Origin of the sequence: Microbulbifer hydrolyticus (assembly GCF_009931115.1) — a bacterium.
GTDB lineage: Bacteria > Pseudomonadota > Gammaproteobacteria > Pseudomonadales > Cellvibrionaceae > Microbulbifer > Microbulbifer hydrolyticus.
In genome coordinates this window covers 2,685,992-2,700,262 of record NZ_CP047491.1, presented here as the reverse complement: position 1 = coordinate 2,700,262, position 14,271 = coordinate 2,685,992, and the positions used below count along the sequence as shown (strand labels likewise).

Here is a 14,271-nt window from a genome sequence, read left to right as displayed (position 1 = left end):
ACAGCTGTCAGTGGCGAAATTGGATCCCCGTTCGCGGGGCCTTATCCCTGAAACCGGTTAGCCGGTCTGACGCGCCACAGGCTGCGGGTGTGTTCACGATGCCATGGCACTTTGGTGACCACAGGTCGTGTCTACTTGTCCTAGCTTGCCTAACTTGGCATGGCCGTCTACTTGCTGCAGTTTGTACTGCAGTGGCATTAGACGGCAGAGCAGCGTTAAAGTTCAACCCATTATTCCTGTCCACGTACACCGCGAACTGGCGGGCGGGAGAACCGTTCTGCAAACTGCGCGCTATCCAGAACACGGTTTCACTTTCCGCGGGAAACCAACAAAGAATTTTGAGTATGGCCTCTGAAATCCCTATTGCTCGTCCCGGGCTGACTGCTCAAGCACTGGCTGGTCAGGTAGACCTGCACTGCCACAGCACCGCATCTGACGGTATTTTAAGCCCTGCGGCGCTGGTGTCGAGGGCGAAATCTGCTGGCGTAACATTATTGGCGTTGACCGACCACGATACCGTTGCGGGGGTTGCTGAAGCGCGTGAGGAAGCTTGCCGCCATGGGGTCTCGTTGTTGCCGGGAATCGAACTTACCGCGCGCTGGGGGCGGCGGGTGGTGCACGTTGTCGGGCTGAACGTTGACTGTGAAGCCACTGCGCTCAAGCGGGCAATCTTGGAGCGCGACGGGCTGCGCCACACACGGGCTCTGCAAATTGCCGAACGGTTGGAAAAGCGCGGGTTTGCCGGCGCGTATGAGGGTGCTCGGGCACTGGCGGGTCCTGGTGTGATTGGTCGGCCGCACTTTGCCCGCTGGATGGTGGAAGAAGGGCATGTGACCGATACGGCAAAGGCATTCAAGCGCTATCTTGGCGCTGGCAAAATTGGGGATGTCGCAGTGCCCTGGCCGGAGGTGGGCGATACCGTGGACAGCATCCGCGCGAGCCGAGGTGCGGCGGTACTGGCACACCCGCTGAAATATGGCCTCACGCGCACGCGCTTGCAGGCGCTTCTGGTTGACTTCCAGCGGGCCGGCGGTGATGCCGTCGAGGTCGTGTGTGGGCAGCAGAACCCGGTGCAAACCCGCGAGATCCTCAGCCTGGTTGAGCGGGTTGCCGCACTGAGTGGGCAAGATGGGCGGCCGGGGTCGCCGTTACTGGCGTCGCTGGGTAGCGATTTCCACCAGCCGGATCAGCCATGGCGCGCATTGGGTTGCGTACGGCTGCCTGCAGGCGTCGAGCCAGTGTGGAATCTGTGGCAAACTGGCGCCATTCAGGTTCAATAGCAATTGGTCTCATATTTTGTCTTCAGGGGGTAAAGTAGTGGCGCAGTTCTTCCAGATTCACCCGGAAAACCCACAGTCGCGTCTGATCGATCAGGCGGCAGATATCGTGTCCTCCGGTGGGGTGATCGTATTTCCCACCGATTCCGCCTATGCCATTGGCTGTCGGGTGGGGGACAAGCTCGCGGTGGAGCGTATTCGTGCCCTGCGGCAGCTGGATAAGAATCACAATTTCACCCTGATGTGCCGGGATCTGTCGGAACTGGCCAGTTATGCCAAGGTGGACAATCAGATGTTCCGCCTCCTGAAGAACCATACCCCCGGTCCATACACCTTTATTATGCCGGCCACCTCCGAAGTGCCGCGCCGGCTGCTGCATCCCAAGCGCAAGACGATTGGCCTGCGCGTGCCGGACAACCCCATTGTGCAGGGGCTGATATCCGTGCTGGGCGAGCCGTTGATGAGCTGCAGTCTGATTATGCCCGGGGAAGAACAGCCTCTGACCGACCCCTACGATATCCGTGAGACCCTCGAGCACCAGGTAGAACTGGTAATCGACGGCGGTTTCTGCGGGCTGGAAGCCACTACCGTGGTTGATCTGACCGGCGATGAAGCAGTACTGGTGCGTCAGGGTTGCGGTGCGATTGATGAAATTCTCGGCTGACACTGATGTATAATCGCGCGTTTGGTTTTGCCCAAGGACTGCAGTGTGTCCAGTGAAGAATTAGAAGAAGCGATCGCGGTCGCCCCCGGTGAAACCGGAGGGGACGACGATGCCGTGCGTGACAAACATTCCGACCCGGTAGAGGCTGCGGCCGCCGCTGTGGAAGAGGCGACGGCAGATACCAGTGCCGGTGGCGCTGGCGATGTCTCGGCGGATGCCGGTAGTGACAAGAGTGCAGAGCCGGCTGACCAGTCACGCACTGGCGGTCCCCGCCAGGGGGAAATGCCGTTTGCCATGGTTGAGGGCAAGGCGTTTACCGATCTGCCCAGCGACCTGTATATCCCGCCGGATGCGCTGGAAGTGATTCTTGAAGCCTTCGAAGGCCCGCTTGACCTGCTTCTGTATCTGATTCGCCGCCAGAACCTCGACATTCTCGAGATCAACGTTGCCGATATCACCCGTCAGTACATGACCTATGTGGACATGATGACCGCCATCCGCTTTGAACTTGCTGCGGAGTATCTGGTGATGGCCGCGATGCTGGCGGAGATCAAATCGCGCATGTTGCTGCCGCGTCCGCCTGAAGCGGAAGAAGAGGAGGGCGAGGACCCCCGTGCCGCGCTGATCCGCCGTCTGCAGGAGTATGAGCGTTTCAAGACCGCGGCGGAGGACGTCGACGAGCTGCCGCGTATGGGCCGCGATATCCATCAGGCCAGTGCCGCCGGCCCCGATCGCAAGCTCACCCGGCCGGAGCCGGAAGTGAACCTGAAAGAAGTGCTGGTTGCGCTGGCGGATGTATTGCGCCGCGCAGATATGTTCGAGAGTCACCAGGTAGAGAAAGAAAAACTCTCCACCCGGGAGCGGATGACCCAGGTGCTGGATAAGATCCGCCACCGACAGTTTGTGCCCTTCGTCAGCCTGTTCCGGGCGGAAGAAGGGCGTCTGGGCGTGGTGGTCACCTTCCTCGCGGTGATGGAGCTGGTAAAAGAGTCCCTGGTGGAACTGGTGCAGAATGAGGCCTTCGGCGCGATTCATGTGCGCGCACGAGGGGAGGTTGAGCAGGTTTCGGATGAGCCGGATGGTCAGCCGGAGGCATTCGCAGACAATCAGGAAGACGCTGAATCCGGCGAAATCGACGTGTTCGATGAAGGCGAGCCGGAAACGGCTGTGTCGACGGTTGATTCAGAATCCGAAGTTGCGCCTGATGCAACGAATGAAGTGAATGGAATGCCTGAAGCAGGCGAGTCGAGCTCTGGCGAACAGTCGGACGACCGGTCTGGTGAGGAGCCTGGCGCCCTGGAGGCGTCGGATAGCGAACAAGAACCCGAAGCTGAAACAGCCCCGTCGCTGTTCAGCCGTTAGCAAGTGAACGCAATTAGATGACTATTGCCCCGGAATTACTGCGCCGGATTGTAGAAGGCGCACTGCTGGCAGCGGCACAGCCGCTGTCGGAAGACCGCCTCCTGGCCCTGATCGAGGAAGGTGAGCGACCCGAGAAAGCTGCTCTGCGTGAAGCGCTGGAGCAGATCGCAGAAAACTGTGCAGAGCGCGGATTCGAGCTCAAACAGGTGGCCAGTGGTTGGCGCTTCCAGGTGCCGGAAGACCTGGCACCCTGGGTCAACAAGCTGTGGGAAGAAAAACCGCAAAAATACTCTCGCGCCACACTGGAAACTCTTGCCATCATCGCTTATCGCCAGCCGATTACGCGCGGCGATATCGAGGAGATTCGCGGCGTCGCGGTGAGCTCTCATATTGTGAAGAGTTTGTCGGAACGCGGTTGGATCAAAGTAGTGGGACAGCGCGACGTACCCGGCAAACCGTCACTTTATGCGACCACCCGGGAATTTCTCGATTACTTCAATCTCAAGAGTCTCGAAGAACTGCCGACACTGGCGGAAATTCGCGATATTGAAAGCCTGAATGCAGCGCTCGATCTGGGTGAGGGCAACACGCCGGCTGGCGCGGACGCTGATCCGGAGCAGGCTGCCGGTGAATCTGCTGAGGGCGAGAATGCGGACCCTGATGCCGCAGAGAAGGATGACTTCGAAGCGCCGGAGGCTGAGGGCGAAGCGGTCGCTGAAGCGGACGGCTCAGACCCTGATGAGCAATCTGATACCGAAGTAGACAGCGCGCAGCAAGCGGCCGCGGAAGACTACGCTGAAGATGCGGAAAGCCCGCAAGCCGAGCCAGCGGAACAGGAACCTATTGCGCAGGTTTCAATTGAACACGATGTGACTGATCAAGATGCATCGCTTTCAGAGGAGTCCGGCGACGCGGCACTCTCTGACAGTGTTGATGAGCTTGATGAGGCGCCAGAGGCTCAGGAATTGCCCGAGCAGGAAGCCGTCAGTGAAGATGAAAACAAATCCCCGGAAAACCTCAATTCATGAGTAATGACGCAGCGCCAGCGGGCGAAAAACTGCAAAAAGTCCTGGCCCGCGCGGGCCTCGGTTCACGCCGGGAAATGGAACGTGCCATCGAAGCTGGTCGTGTGACCGTTAATGGTGAAGTAGCTGGCCTCGGCGAACGGGTAACCGAAGACGATCAAGTCGAATTTGACGGCAAGCGCCTGCCCGGCGGTGATGAAAATCGCCTGCGAGTAATTCTGTACAACAAGCCAATCGGCGAGATCTGTTCCCGCCATGACCCGGAAGGTCGTCCTACGGTATACGACCGGCTGCCGCGCCTGAAAAGTGGCCGTTGGATTTCTGTAGGCCGCCTGGACTTCAATACCAGTGGCTTGTTGTTGTTCACCAATAGTGGTGAGTTGGCGAACAAGCTGATGCACCCGTCATCAGTCATTGACCGGGAGTACCTGGTGCGTATCCAGGGGCAGGTGGACGATGAAATGAAAAAACGCCTGACCAAGGGCGTATTACTGGATGACGGGCAGGCGCGGTTCACCGATATCGTCGAGAGCGGAGGTGAAGGCACCAATCGCTGGTTCTACTGTGTGGTCATGGAAGGACGCAACCGTGAAGTGCGCCGCCTGTGGGAATCCCAGGGCGTGCGGGTAAGCCGACTCAAGCGTGTGCGTTACGGCAGCGTGTTTATCCCCTCACATGTGCGCGTTGGCCAATGGGTCGAGATGGAGCCGAAAGAAATCGACGACCTTTGCATCACCGCAGGATTGCCGAAACTGGGCCAGCGGCCACTGACCCAGGCGGAGAAAGAAACACTGCAACGCCAGCGTCGCAAACTGCGTAAATCTCCAGCCCCATCCGGCGGGCGGACACCGGTCAAGAGTGCACCTGATAAACCGGCGGCGGGTAGAGCAACTCCGGTGAAGGGCGCTGCTGGAAAAGCTGCGCATGGCCAGACTTCTTATGAGCGGGGTGCTCAGGAAAAGGGCGGCTATCGGGGGAAGAGTACGCATGGAAAGAGCGCTCATGGAAAGACTACTCACGGCCAAGGTCCGAGTGGAAAGAGCCCGGGTGGAAAGGGTCCGGGTGGAAAGAGCCCGAGCGGAAAGGGTGCCTTCGGGAAAGATTCCCGAGGAACAGGTGCTGCGAAAAAAGGCAGTGCCAAGCCATCCCGGCGCAGATGATAAGTCCGGATGGATGACTCCCATCCTGTAAAAATAAAAAAGGCAGCGTAAGCTGCCTTTTTTATTTGTTATGTAACGTTTGCGTCTGTCAGGGTTGCTCTTCCTGATCGAATTCCTCCAGCGCGTCGCCGTCGGTATCCGGTTCCTCTATGTCGTCCCCCTCTATAATCTGATTTTCCATATCCGGGTCGACGTTGTCTGGTTCTAGGGTGCCGGGTTCGGTGGGCGTAGGCGCAGGTGTGGCCGTATCGGATGAGCCCCGCCCGCTAGCTGCGGCGTCCGCCTCTACCACGGTTTTCAATTTTTGCAGGCCCTCTTCGTAGGATTTTCCCACCATTCTGGACACCATCAGGCCCATCCAGCGGGCGATGGGCCCCCCGCCCATTTCTGAAGAAAAGGACCAGGTTATATTGGTGCCGCTGCCCTGGGGTTGCAGGGTGAACTCCGCGTCGGCTTTACCCTGGGCACCGAAATCCAGGACCATGGCTACCCGGGAATAGGGTTCACTGGCGGTAATGGTCTGCGAGCCGGTGCCCACGCTGGGATTGTCGCTGTTCCACTTCATCACCGCACCGTTGCCTTCCGGGAACCCCTCGTAACTGTATTCCGTGTCCGGGTCAATCTCGTACCAGGGCGACCACTTATTGAAGTTGCGGAAATTGTTTACATAGGGAAAAACCACATCCGGAGGCTCAGCGATATAGACACTGCGCTCAGTAGTGGCTACCCGTGGAAAGAGAAAGCCGGCGAGCACCAGCAGGGCAAGAAAAACAAGAATGTACAGTATCCAGCGCACGATGGACTTCCCCCAGTCAGGTTCCTTAAACCGGCCTAAGGCCGGGCTGCTTTTGTGGTGGCAGCCGGTGTGAGAAGGGGCTGCCGCACATACAGCTATGTTCTAGGAGTTTAATGGTTGGTGTCATTGTTCGCCAGCGAGGCCCGGTCGCGGAACAAAATTGCACCGGCGTCTCAAAATATGCTGTCGAGTAGCGGCAGTGTGACCCGGATTGCCAGGCCTGCACCGGGCGCATTGAACGCCTCGATACTGCCATTGTGCTGTGCAACTGTGCGCTGGGCGATCGCGAGCCCCAGTCCAAAGCCACCGCTCTCGCGAGTGCGAGCCTCATCCGTGCGGTAAAACGGTCGGAAGATGGCCTGAAGCTCCGATTCAGGCACGCCGTTGCCAGAGTCGGTAACCTGAATTGTGCACTGGTTGCCAGCGTGTTCTATCGCCACGGCCACCTGGCCACCGTCAATGCTGTACTTGATGGCGTTGCGCAGGATGTTCTCCAGTGCCGCAGTGAGCGAGCTACCACGGGTGGCTACCAGCAACTCGAGGTTGGCATTGAGGATATCGAAGTGAACCCCCTTGCCCCTGGCTTCATCTTTCAGTTCATCGGTCAGCGCCGCGAGCAGGCTGTTGATCTCCACCACATCATCCAGTGGGCGTTCATCAGCGCCGCTCACCGGCAGGGATAGGATGTCGGCAATAATATCCTCCAGGTAATCCGCGGCTTTGCCGATCTTGTCGAGCTCTGGATCCAGCACCTGCACGTTTTTCTGGCGGGCAATACCCAGTGCAACCTGCAGGCGCGCCAGCGGTGATCGCAGTTCATGGGAGACATCCTTGATCAGGCGCCTCTGCTCGGCCATGGACTCCTGTACCTGCGCTGTCATGGAATCGAAATCCGCCGCCAGCTCACCCAACTCCCGGCTGTGGCCGCGCAGGGTTGGGGTAACCCGATAGCTCAGATCCCCGGCGGCTACCCGGCGCGTGGCAGTACGCAAGTTGTCCAGAGGTTTGCTCAGGTAACGTGCCAGCCAGTAGCAGGCAAGCCCGGAGGCGAGGGTGGCCAGTACCAGAATGGGCCAGAAGCTGCGCAGCACAAATCGTAACAACAGCTCCCCTTTACTTTTGCCGGCGATAAACACTACGCGCAGGTTGTCGCCTCCGCGCCTGGGCACGAAGAAAGCCACACTGGGTTTTTTCTCCACCAGGCCGTGGGCCTCGCGATTGCGGTAGTTAAGGGCACTGAACAAGGGGGCCATGGAGCGGGGAATCGGGCGGGCCAAAATTTCCGCGCCATTGCGGTCGATCGCGAAGACCCTGTCCCTGACATCTTTCGGCTGGCGTTCCAGCCAGTGGCGGAAATGTTCGGTACCGTGCCGGCGGGTCATGCGCAGGTTGTGGGTGATTTCCCGGAAAAGCTCAGGACCTTCCCAGCGATCTTTCTGTCCCGGGTCGCCAAACTCGCGAATGTGGGTGATGTACACCGCGGCGAGCACCATGATCACGGCTGTGAGCCAGGCACCGAAAAACATTCGGCCGAAAAGACTGCTCATGGAGTCCCCTTACCCCTGGCTTCGCGTGAGCATATATCCGGCACCGCGGATGTTGATGATCAGTTCGCGGCTGGCACCCTGTTCAGCCAGCTTTTTGCGGATGTTACTCACGTGGACATCGATGGAGCGGTCGTAGGGCATCAGCTTGCGCCCGAGTGCCTGCTCCGTCAGAACCTCTTTGCTGACGACTTCTCCGGCGTTTTCCACCAGCACCTTGAGCACGGAGAATTCGGCACCGGTGAGGCTGACACTCTGTTCGGCCCACAGGCACTGGTGTTCACGGGGCAACAGGCGCAGGGGCCCACTGGTGAGGTTGTCGTCGGTCGTGCCTATCTCGGTACGCCCACGCCGCAAGATGGCGCGTAGGCGTGCCGCCAACTCCCGTGGATTACAGGGCTTGGGCAGATAGTCGTCTGCGCCCATCTCCAGTCCTACAATGCGGTCCACGGTGTCGCCCTTGGCCGTGAGCATCACCACGGGCAGCGAGTGCCCCGGGTTGGCGGCGTCTTCACGGAGTTTGCGCAGAACGTCAAATCCGTTGTGCACCGGCAGCATCACGTCCAGTACCAGTGCGTCGAACGGCTGGCTGCGGGCAAGCTCGAGCCCACGCCCGCCGTCGTTGGCTACGGTCACTTCAAACCCCTCTCCCACCAGAAACTCTTGCAGCAGCTCTGTCAGTTCAGTGTCGTCGTCGACCAGCAGGATATGGCTCATGGGCATACTGTGTCCGGTTAAATCGCTTCTGTTTCGGGGTATTTGTCGTTTTATGGGAGGATTATATGCGCAGGAGATACCGTTTCCGGGGGAACCTATGATGTCTTTTACCGTTCTTAACAAATGTTTACTGCGGTTATCCCCTGTTTACAGTCCGTGAGCCTAGTATGCACCTATCGACTCGGAAAACACGAAACTCGACCCACTGAATACTGCATACCGACAGCCGATACCATCAGTCGGCATTATTTGAGGACGAACGTATGAACAAATGGAAAGCACTCGCAGGTAGCCTGGTACTGGGCAGCGCGCTGACCACCTCGGGCATGGTCCTGGCATTCCAGGATGAAGACTGTGGCCACCACGGTCACAAGGGCCACCATGGCGGCGGTCATCACATGGAGCGTATGTACGAGCGCATGGCCGAAAAGCTGGAGCTGACCGAGGGGCAGAAAGCGCAATTGAAGGCTGACCGCGAGGCCAGCAAGGCAGCCCGCAAGGCGCATCGGCAGGAAGCCCATGCGGTGCACAAGCAGCTGCGTGAAGCGATCGAGTCCGGCGCCGACCAGGCTACCCTGGACGCTCTCGGTGCCAAACTGGGCCAGCTTGAAGTGCAGAAAATGCAGCGCAGGCAGCAGATGCACGCCCAGTTTGAGGCTATTCTGACCGATGAGCAGAAAGCCAAGCTGGAAGAAATGAAGGCAGAGCGCAAGGCACGCTATGAGGAACGCAAGAAGCGCTGGAAGACAGACGAAAGCTAACTCCGGACTGCGGGTTCCATCAGGCATGGGCGACTTTCAAGCGTATTGAATAGCCTGGCCAGGCTGCTGAAACCCGCCCCAGCGGCAGTTAGCCCCGCAAAAGCCCCTGTTTCACACAGGGGCTTTTTTATTTCGGCGACTATTTCCCCTCGCCGCACCATGCGCCTTGCCGTGCCTGCCTAATGTTGGGAAAATGCCCGCCCCAACCGGGCTGTAATGTGTCCCGGCAACCTGTCTCGCTGGAAGTCATTTCGGGGCAGTTTCTGGCAGTTGAGGAGATACAGTGAGCAAGATCGGCCTGTTTTACGGTAGTGACGAAGGCAACACCGAAGGCATTGCCCAGCGCATCGCGGCGCGGCTGGGTGAGGAGCGAGTGGATATCCACGATATCGCCGATGTGACGCAGCTGGAAATCGGTGACTACGAGCAACTGATTCTCGGGATTCCCACCTGGGATTTCGGCCAGATCCAGTCCGACTGGGAAGACTTCTGGGACGATGTGCGGGAGATCGACTTCACCGGCAAAACCGTGGCGTTGTTCGGCCTGGGTGACCAGTTCGGCTATGGCGATTACTTCCTCGATGCGATGGGCATGCTGCACGACGTGATTGTGGCCAATGGTGCCGCGATTGTCGGTCACTGGCCCACTGCTGGCTATGAATACGAAGCCTCCAAGGCAGAGGTGCCGGGCCAGAATATTTTCGTTGGCCTTGCCATTGATGAGGACCAGCAGGAAGAGCTTACCGCTGCCCGCCTGAACGACTGGTGTGAGCAAATTGCCGAGGAGTTCGGACTTGAAGGCGGGGCCGAAAGCGTCGCGCGGCTGGAGGACTGACCCTGCCATGCCAACCACCGACACCCTCGCGTTGCAGGAGTTCTGGCCCTGGCTTGCTGATCACTGCAATTGTATTCTGCGCGCCGGCACCCCGGATTCCATCCTGTACGATGACGATGATTTCCACTGGCGCTTTACCCAGGAGGATGCCCGTACACTGCTCGTACAGCTGGTACGTGGCAAACGCCTGATTGGTGAAGTATTTGTTGAACCGGAGATGGTTAGCTCGGTACGCATGACACCGGGTGAGAAAGATGAAGTGATTTTTGACCTGATGGCGGAAGCCGATGGCCAGGAGCAGGTGCTTTATTACTTTGTGATGGCGCACGGCTTTGATGAAAGCGAGCCTGATGTGACTACGGTCCGGCACGGCCGCTTGCATTAAGATGTCCGGATGTACAAAAAAAACGCGGCTAACAGCCGCGTTTTTTGTTTGTTCCCGGAGCGGGTTTATTCCGCGAGTAGTCCGGTCAAAATTTCTCGATACATGTCTTTGACCATGTCCAGGTCATCCGCTTTTACACATTCATTTACTTTGTGAATGGTGGCATTGACTGGCCCCAGCTCTACGACCTGAGCGCCCGTGGGTGCGATAAAGCGGCCATCGGAAGTGCCACCGGCGGTGGAGAGTTCGGTGTCTCGGCCGGTCACTTTTCTGATCGCGGCCTGCGCGGACTCAACCAGCGGCCCCTCGGCAGTGAGGAAGGGTTGGCCGGAGAGGTTGAAGTTGGCCTCATAGTTGAGTCCATGCTTGTCAAAAATCGTGCGGGCGCGGTTTTCCAGTTGTTCCGCGGTGGTTTCCGTGGAGAAGCGCCAGTTGCACACGACTTTTACGTCTCCCGGAATCACATTGGTCGCACCGGTGCCGCCATTGATATTGGATACCTGGAAGCTGGTAGCCGGGAAAAAGTCGTTGCCGTTATCCCATTCCTCGGCGGCGAGCTCGGCCAGTGCCGGTGCCAGTTTGTGCACCGGATTTTCCGCCAGGTGCGGATACGCCACATGGCCCTGAATGCCGAATACGGTCAGCTCCAGTCCCAGAGAACCGCGGCGGCCGTTTTTGATGACGTCGCCGGCGAGGGTGGTGCTGGAGGGTTCGCCCACCAGGCACCAGTCGATTTTCTCCCCGCGTTCTTCCAGCCATTCGACCACTTTTACGGTGCCGTGTTTGGCCGGGCCTTCCTCGTCACTGGTAATCAGGAAGGCGATGCGACCTTTGTGGTCCGGGTATGCGGCAACGAATTCCTCACAGGCGACGACCATGGCGGCCAGCGAGCCTTTCATATCGGCGGCGCCGCGGCCATACAGCATGCCATCGACAATTTGCGGCTCGAAGGGCGGGTATTGCCAGTTTTCTTCCGGTCCGGTTGGGACCACATCGGTGTGGCCGGCGAAGGCGAACAATGGGCCTTCTTCGCCGCGTACGGACCAAAAATTGTCGGTATCACCGAAGCGCAGGTGTTCGGTTTTGAAGCCGATTTTCTCCAGGCGTTCCAGCATCAATTGCATACATCCGGCGTCTTCTGGGGTTACGGATCTTTTGCTGATGAGGTCGCAGGTTAGTTGTACTGTTGGTGTCATTTTGTTTTGGGCTCCGTGGTTTTGGGGAGCACTGTTCCTGTTAGGTGGCGGCCCGGCTGGCGGTGACTCCTTGCGAGACACGCCGTGAACCCATCCATGGGGGCTCTTCCGCGAGGTCCCTCTCGCGGAAGGTCTCGCAAGGAGTCCCCGCCAGCCGGGCCTGCGCGTTGAGCGTCGATGCGCTGATTTAGTTCAGCGGGTTACCCGGTGCTGTAATTCGAAGTGCAATATGTTGGCTGAAGGCAGAGCGCTGGGTGGGGCCTTTCGGAACCGTCGGTGCCATGGATGGCACCGCCGGAGCGTACAGGGATGTATTCACAGCGAGTCCGAAAGGCTCCACCCAGTGCTTTGCCGCCACCGGAGCCCGATAAAAGGGAGCCCGGTAGCTACGCAAAAAAATTAGTTACTGTGCAGCTCAGCGTTCAACTCGACGGCACTTTTGTTGGTCAGACACTCAACCGCACCGGTGGCAGAGTTGCGACGGAATAGCAGATCCGATTTGCCTGCCAGGTCACGGGCTTTGACGGACTCGGCGACTTCACCTTTGTCATCTAGTACCGCAACCTTGGTACCGGCGGTAATGTAGAGGCCGGACTCGACGGTGCAGCGGTCGCCCAGCGGGATACCGGTGCCGGAGTTTGCGCCCAGCAGACAGCCGTCACCCAGGGCAATCACAATGTTACCGCCGCCGGAAAGGGTGCCCATGGTGGAGCTGCCGCCGCCCAGATCGGAACCGGCGCCCACAAATACGCCAGCAGAAATACGACCTTCGATCATGCCCGGGCCTTCGGTACCCGCATTAAAGTTTACGAATCCCTCGTGCATGATGGTGGTGCCTTCGCCCAGATAGGCGCCAAGGCGAACACGTGCGGTATGTGCGATACGGACCCCTTTGGGTACTACGTAGTTGGTCATTTTCGGGAACTTGTCTACGCAGGAGACCTCAAGCAGTTCTCCCTTGAGACGCGCCTCCAGCTGGCGCTGGGGCAGTTCTTCCAGGTCGATCGCGCCCTGGTTGGTCCATGCCACGTTAGCCAGCTGGCCGAAAATGCCGTCCAGTTTGGTGCCATGAGGTTTTACCAGGCGGTGCGACAGCAGGTGCAGTTTCAGGTAGGACTCGGGCACGGACTGCGGCGCCTCGTCGCTGTGCAGAACCACGGCTACCAGAGGGCGCTGGCTGCCGGCAAACTGGCGCAGGATTGCGGCCTGCTCGCTGGCACCGGCGCTTTCCAGCTGATCAGCGAGTGGTTGCAGCTGCGCTTCCTCCAGCGCTACGGCTACATTGCCACCTTCGATGTTGAGGGCGCCGTTAACCGCGCTGGCAATTTCATCGGCCGGGTTCAGCAAGGGCTGGGGGAAGTAGACTTCAAGCCATTCGCCCTTGCTGTTGCAGGTGCCGATGCCGAAGCCGATGCTGTAGACGTTGCTCATGATGGTTTCCTTTTCCTGAGTCTGAATTATTGAGTAATGTATTTCGCGTAAGCGCTGTCTGCTACTTGACGAAACTGGCATAGCTGTCGGCCTTGAAGCCGAACAGTGTACTATCGCCTTTGGTCATTACCGGACGCTTTATTAGGGTGGGGGTTTCACTGGCGAGGGCTGCAGCGCTGCCGTTGCTCATTTCTGTCTTTTGCGCATCGCTGAGCGCGCGCCAGCTGGTGGAGCGTCGGTTCAGGACCTGCTCCCATCCAAATTCTTCGATCCATTGAGTCAGTGGTACCGCGTTCATACCATCCTCGCGGAAGTCGTGGAACCGATATTCCACGTTATTCTGCTCCAGCCACTTGCGGGCTTTTTTTACGGTGTCGCAATTCTTGATGCCGTAAACGGTAATCATGGTCTTTCCTGTGGATTTTTCATTGGCGAGCAGACTGCTCAGGCTTTCTTGATTTTTTTCGGATGCTTGCGCGCTGGATAACAGGTGGTGCAGATTTCACACACTGTGCCGTCGCAGCCGCGCGCGCTACAGTATTCGCGCCCGTAGAAAATGATCTGAAGGTGCAGTTTGTTCCATTTGTCTTTGGGGAACAGGCGTTTCAGGTCTTTCTCTGTCTGTACTACATTTTTACCGGAGGTAAGTCCCCAGCGCTGGGCCAGACGGTGGATATGGGTATCCACGGGGAAGGCGGGGTGGCCAAAGGCCTGAGCCATCACCACGCTCGCGGTTTTATGGCCGACTCCCGGCAGGGTTTCCAGCGCGGCCATGTTTTCCGGTACTTGGCCGTGGTACTCATTGACCAGTATTTCGGAGAGTTTCTGGATTGCCTTCGACTTTTGCGGTGAAAGCCCGCAGGGGCGGATTACCGCGCGGATATCCTCCACGGGTACTTTCGCCATGTCGTACGGGTTGTCTGCGAGTTCCCACAGGGCAGGGGTGACCTGGTTTACCCGTTCATCGGTACACTGTGCCGAAAGCAGTACCGCCACCAGCAGTGAGTAGGCATCGAAGTGATCCAGTGGTACCGGGGTTTCCGGATAGAGTTCTTCGAGCCGGTTGAGCACAAACTCCACACGCTCATTTTTCAAAAGATTTTTTACTGTCATCTTTA

At 58.4% G+C, this 14,271-nt stretch carries 13 protein-coding genes and 2 pseudogenes; 8 read left to right on the top strand and 7 right to left on the bottom strand.

Annotation, left to right across the window (positions count from 1 at the left end; genetic code table 11):
* Positions 1-344: 344 nt before the first annotated feature.
* The 5 genes and pseudogenes from GTQ55_RS11495 to rluB all read left to right on the top strand — a co-directional run.
* Positions 345-1,280 (top strand): PHP domain-containing protein, encoded by a 936-nt coding sequence (locus GTQ55_RS11495; protein ID WP_161858861.1) that lies wholly within the window; start codon positions 345-347, stop codon positions 1,278-1,280.
* Between the two features lie 37 nt (positions 1,281-1,317).
* Positions 1,318-1,941, top strand: a complete 624-nt coding sequence (locus tag GTQ55_RS11490; protein ID WP_161858860.1) for an L-threonylcarbamoyladenylate synthase — start codon at positions 1,318-1,320, stop codon at positions 1,939-1,941.
* A 159-nt stretch (positions 1,942-2,100) separates the two neighbouring features.
* Positions 2,101-2,994, top strand: a pseudogene (locus GTQ55_RS11485) (segregation and condensation protein A); the annotation flags it as partial.
* A 326-nt stretch (positions 2,995-3,320) separates the two neighbouring features.
* Complete coding sequence (gene scpB / locus GTQ55_RS11480) at positions 3,321-4,331, top strand: SMC-Scp complex subunit ScpB (RefSeq protein ID WP_161858858.1); 1,011 nt, start codon at positions 3,321-3,323, stop codon at positions 4,329-4,331.
* A pseudogene (gene rluB / locus GTQ55_RS11475) lies at positions 4,328-5,152 on the top strand (23S rRNA pseudouridine(2605) synthase RluB); the annotation flags it as partial. The gene scpB and the pseudogene rluB, both read left to right, overlap by 4 nt.
* A gap of 424 nt (positions 5,153-5,576) precedes the next feature.
* Here rluB and GTQ55_RS11470 read toward each other — a convergent pair.
* The 3 genes from GTQ55_RS11470 to GTQ55_RS11460 all read right to left on the bottom strand — a co-directional run bounded on the left by GTQ55_RS11470 (position 5,577) and on the right by GTQ55_RS11460 (position 8,545).
* A complete protein-coding gene (locus tag GTQ55_RS11470; RefSeq protein ID WP_161858857.1) occupies positions 5,577-6,284 on the bottom strand; it encodes an SRPBCC family protein in 708 nt (235 codons plus the stop codon).
* A 173-nt stretch (positions 6,285-6,457) separates the two neighbouring features.
* Positions 6,458-7,831, bottom strand: a complete 1,374-nt coding sequence (locus tag GTQ55_RS11465; protein ID WP_161858856.1) for an ATP-binding protein — start codon at positions 7,829-7,831, stop codon at positions 6,458-6,460.
* Between the two features lie 9 nt (positions 7,832-7,840).
* Positions 7,841-8,545, bottom strand: coding sequence for a response regulator transcription factor (locus GTQ55_RS11460; protein WP_161858855.1), 705 nt, complete (start codon positions 8,543-8,545; stop codon positions 7,841-7,843).
* A gap of 263 nt (positions 8,546-8,808) precedes the next feature.
* On the opposite strand from GTQ55_RS11460, the gene GTQ55_RS11455 reads away from it, so the two are divergent.
* From GTQ55_RS11455 to GTQ55_RS11445, 3 genes are all read left to right on the top strand, one after another.
* Positions 8,809-9,306 carry a Spy/CpxP family protein refolding chaperone gene (locus GTQ55_RS11455; RefSeq protein WP_161858854.1) on the top strand — a complete coding sequence of 166 codons (498 nt, stop codon included), beginning with the start codon at positions 8,809-8,811 and terminating at the stop codon, positions 9,304-9,306.
* A gap of 283 nt (positions 9,307-9,589) precedes the next feature.
* Complete coding sequence (locus GTQ55_RS11450; RefSeq protein WP_161858853.1) at positions 9,590-10,141, top strand: flavodoxin; 552 nt, start codon at positions 9,590-9,592, stop codon at positions 10,139-10,141.
* A gap of 7 nt (positions 10,142-10,148) precedes the next feature.
* Positions 10,149-10,526, top strand: coding sequence for a hypothetical protein (locus GTQ55_RS11445; RefSeq protein ID WP_161858852.1), 378 nt, complete (start codon positions 10,149-10,151; stop codon positions 10,524-10,526).
* Positions 10,527-10,591: 65 nt separating this feature from the next.
* Here GTQ55_RS11445 and dapE read toward each other — a convergent pair whose 3' ends face one another.
* The 4 genes from dapE to nth form a co-directional block, all read right to left on the bottom strand.
* On the bottom strand, positions 10,592-11,722 hold the full coding sequence (gene dapE, locus GTQ55_RS11440) for a succinyl-diaminopimelate desuccinylase (protein WP_161858851.1): 1,131 nt from the start codon (positions 11,720-11,722) through the stop codon (positions 10,592-10,594).
* Between the two features lie 399 nt (positions 11,723-12,121).
* Complete coding sequence (gene dapD, locus GTQ55_RS11435; RefSeq protein WP_161858850.1) at positions 12,122-13,153, bottom strand: 2,3,4,5-tetrahydropyridine-2,6-dicarboxylate N-succinyltransferase; 1,032 nt, start codon at positions 13,151-13,153, stop codon at positions 12,122-12,124.
* Positions 13,154-13,214: 61 nt separating this feature from the next.
* Complete coding sequence (locus GTQ55_RS11430; protein ID WP_161858849.1) at positions 13,215-13,559, bottom strand: ArsC family reductase; 345 nt, start codon at positions 13,557-13,559, stop codon at positions 13,215-13,217.
* A gap of 38 nt (positions 13,560-13,597) precedes the next feature.
* On the bottom strand, positions 13,598-14,266 hold the full coding sequence (gene nth / locus GTQ55_RS11425; protein ID WP_161858848.1) for an endonuclease III: 669 nt from the start codon (positions 14,264-14,266) through the stop codon (positions 13,598-13,600).
* Positions 14,267-14,271: the final 5 nt, after the last annotated feature.

Coding starts and splice junctions, on each gene's coding strand:
- GTQ55_RS11495 (WP_161858861.1), top strand. CDS start 345: ATGGCCTCTGAAATCCCTATTGCTCGTCCCGGGCTGACTGCTCAAGCA.
- scpB (WP_161858858.1), top strand. CDS start 3,321: ATGACTATTGCCCCGGAATTACTGCGCCGGATTGTAGAAGGCGCACTG.
- GTQ55_RS11465 (WP_161858856.1), bottom strand. CDS start 7,831: ATGAGCAGTCTTTTCGGCCGAATGTTTTTCGGTGCCTGGCTCACAGCC.
- GTQ55_RS11460 (WP_161858855.1), bottom strand. CDS start 8,545: ATGAGCCATATCCTGCTGGTCGACGACGACACTGAACTGACAGAGCTG.
- GTQ55_RS11455 (WP_161858854.1), top strand. CDS start 8,809: ATGAACAAATGGAAAGCACTCGCAGGTAGCCTGGTACTGGGCAGCGCG.
- GTQ55_RS11445 (WP_161858852.1), top strand. CDS start 10,149: ATGCCAACCACCGACACCCTCGCGTTGCAGGAGTTCTGGCCCTGGCTT.
- dapE (WP_161858851.1), bottom strand. CDS start 11,722: ATGACACCAACAGTACAACTAACCTGCGACCTCATCAGCAAAAGATCC.
- dapD (WP_161858850.1), bottom strand. CDS start 13,153: ATGAGCAACGTCTACAGCATCGGCTTCGGCATCGGCACCTGCAACAGC.
- GTQ55_RS11430 (WP_161858849.1), bottom strand. CDS start 13,559: ATGATTACCGTTTACGGCATCAAGAATTGCGACACCGTAAAAAAAGCC.
- nth (WP_161858848.1), bottom strand. CDS start 14,266: ATGACAGTAAAAAATCTTTTGAAAAATGAGCGTGTGGAGTTTGTGCTC.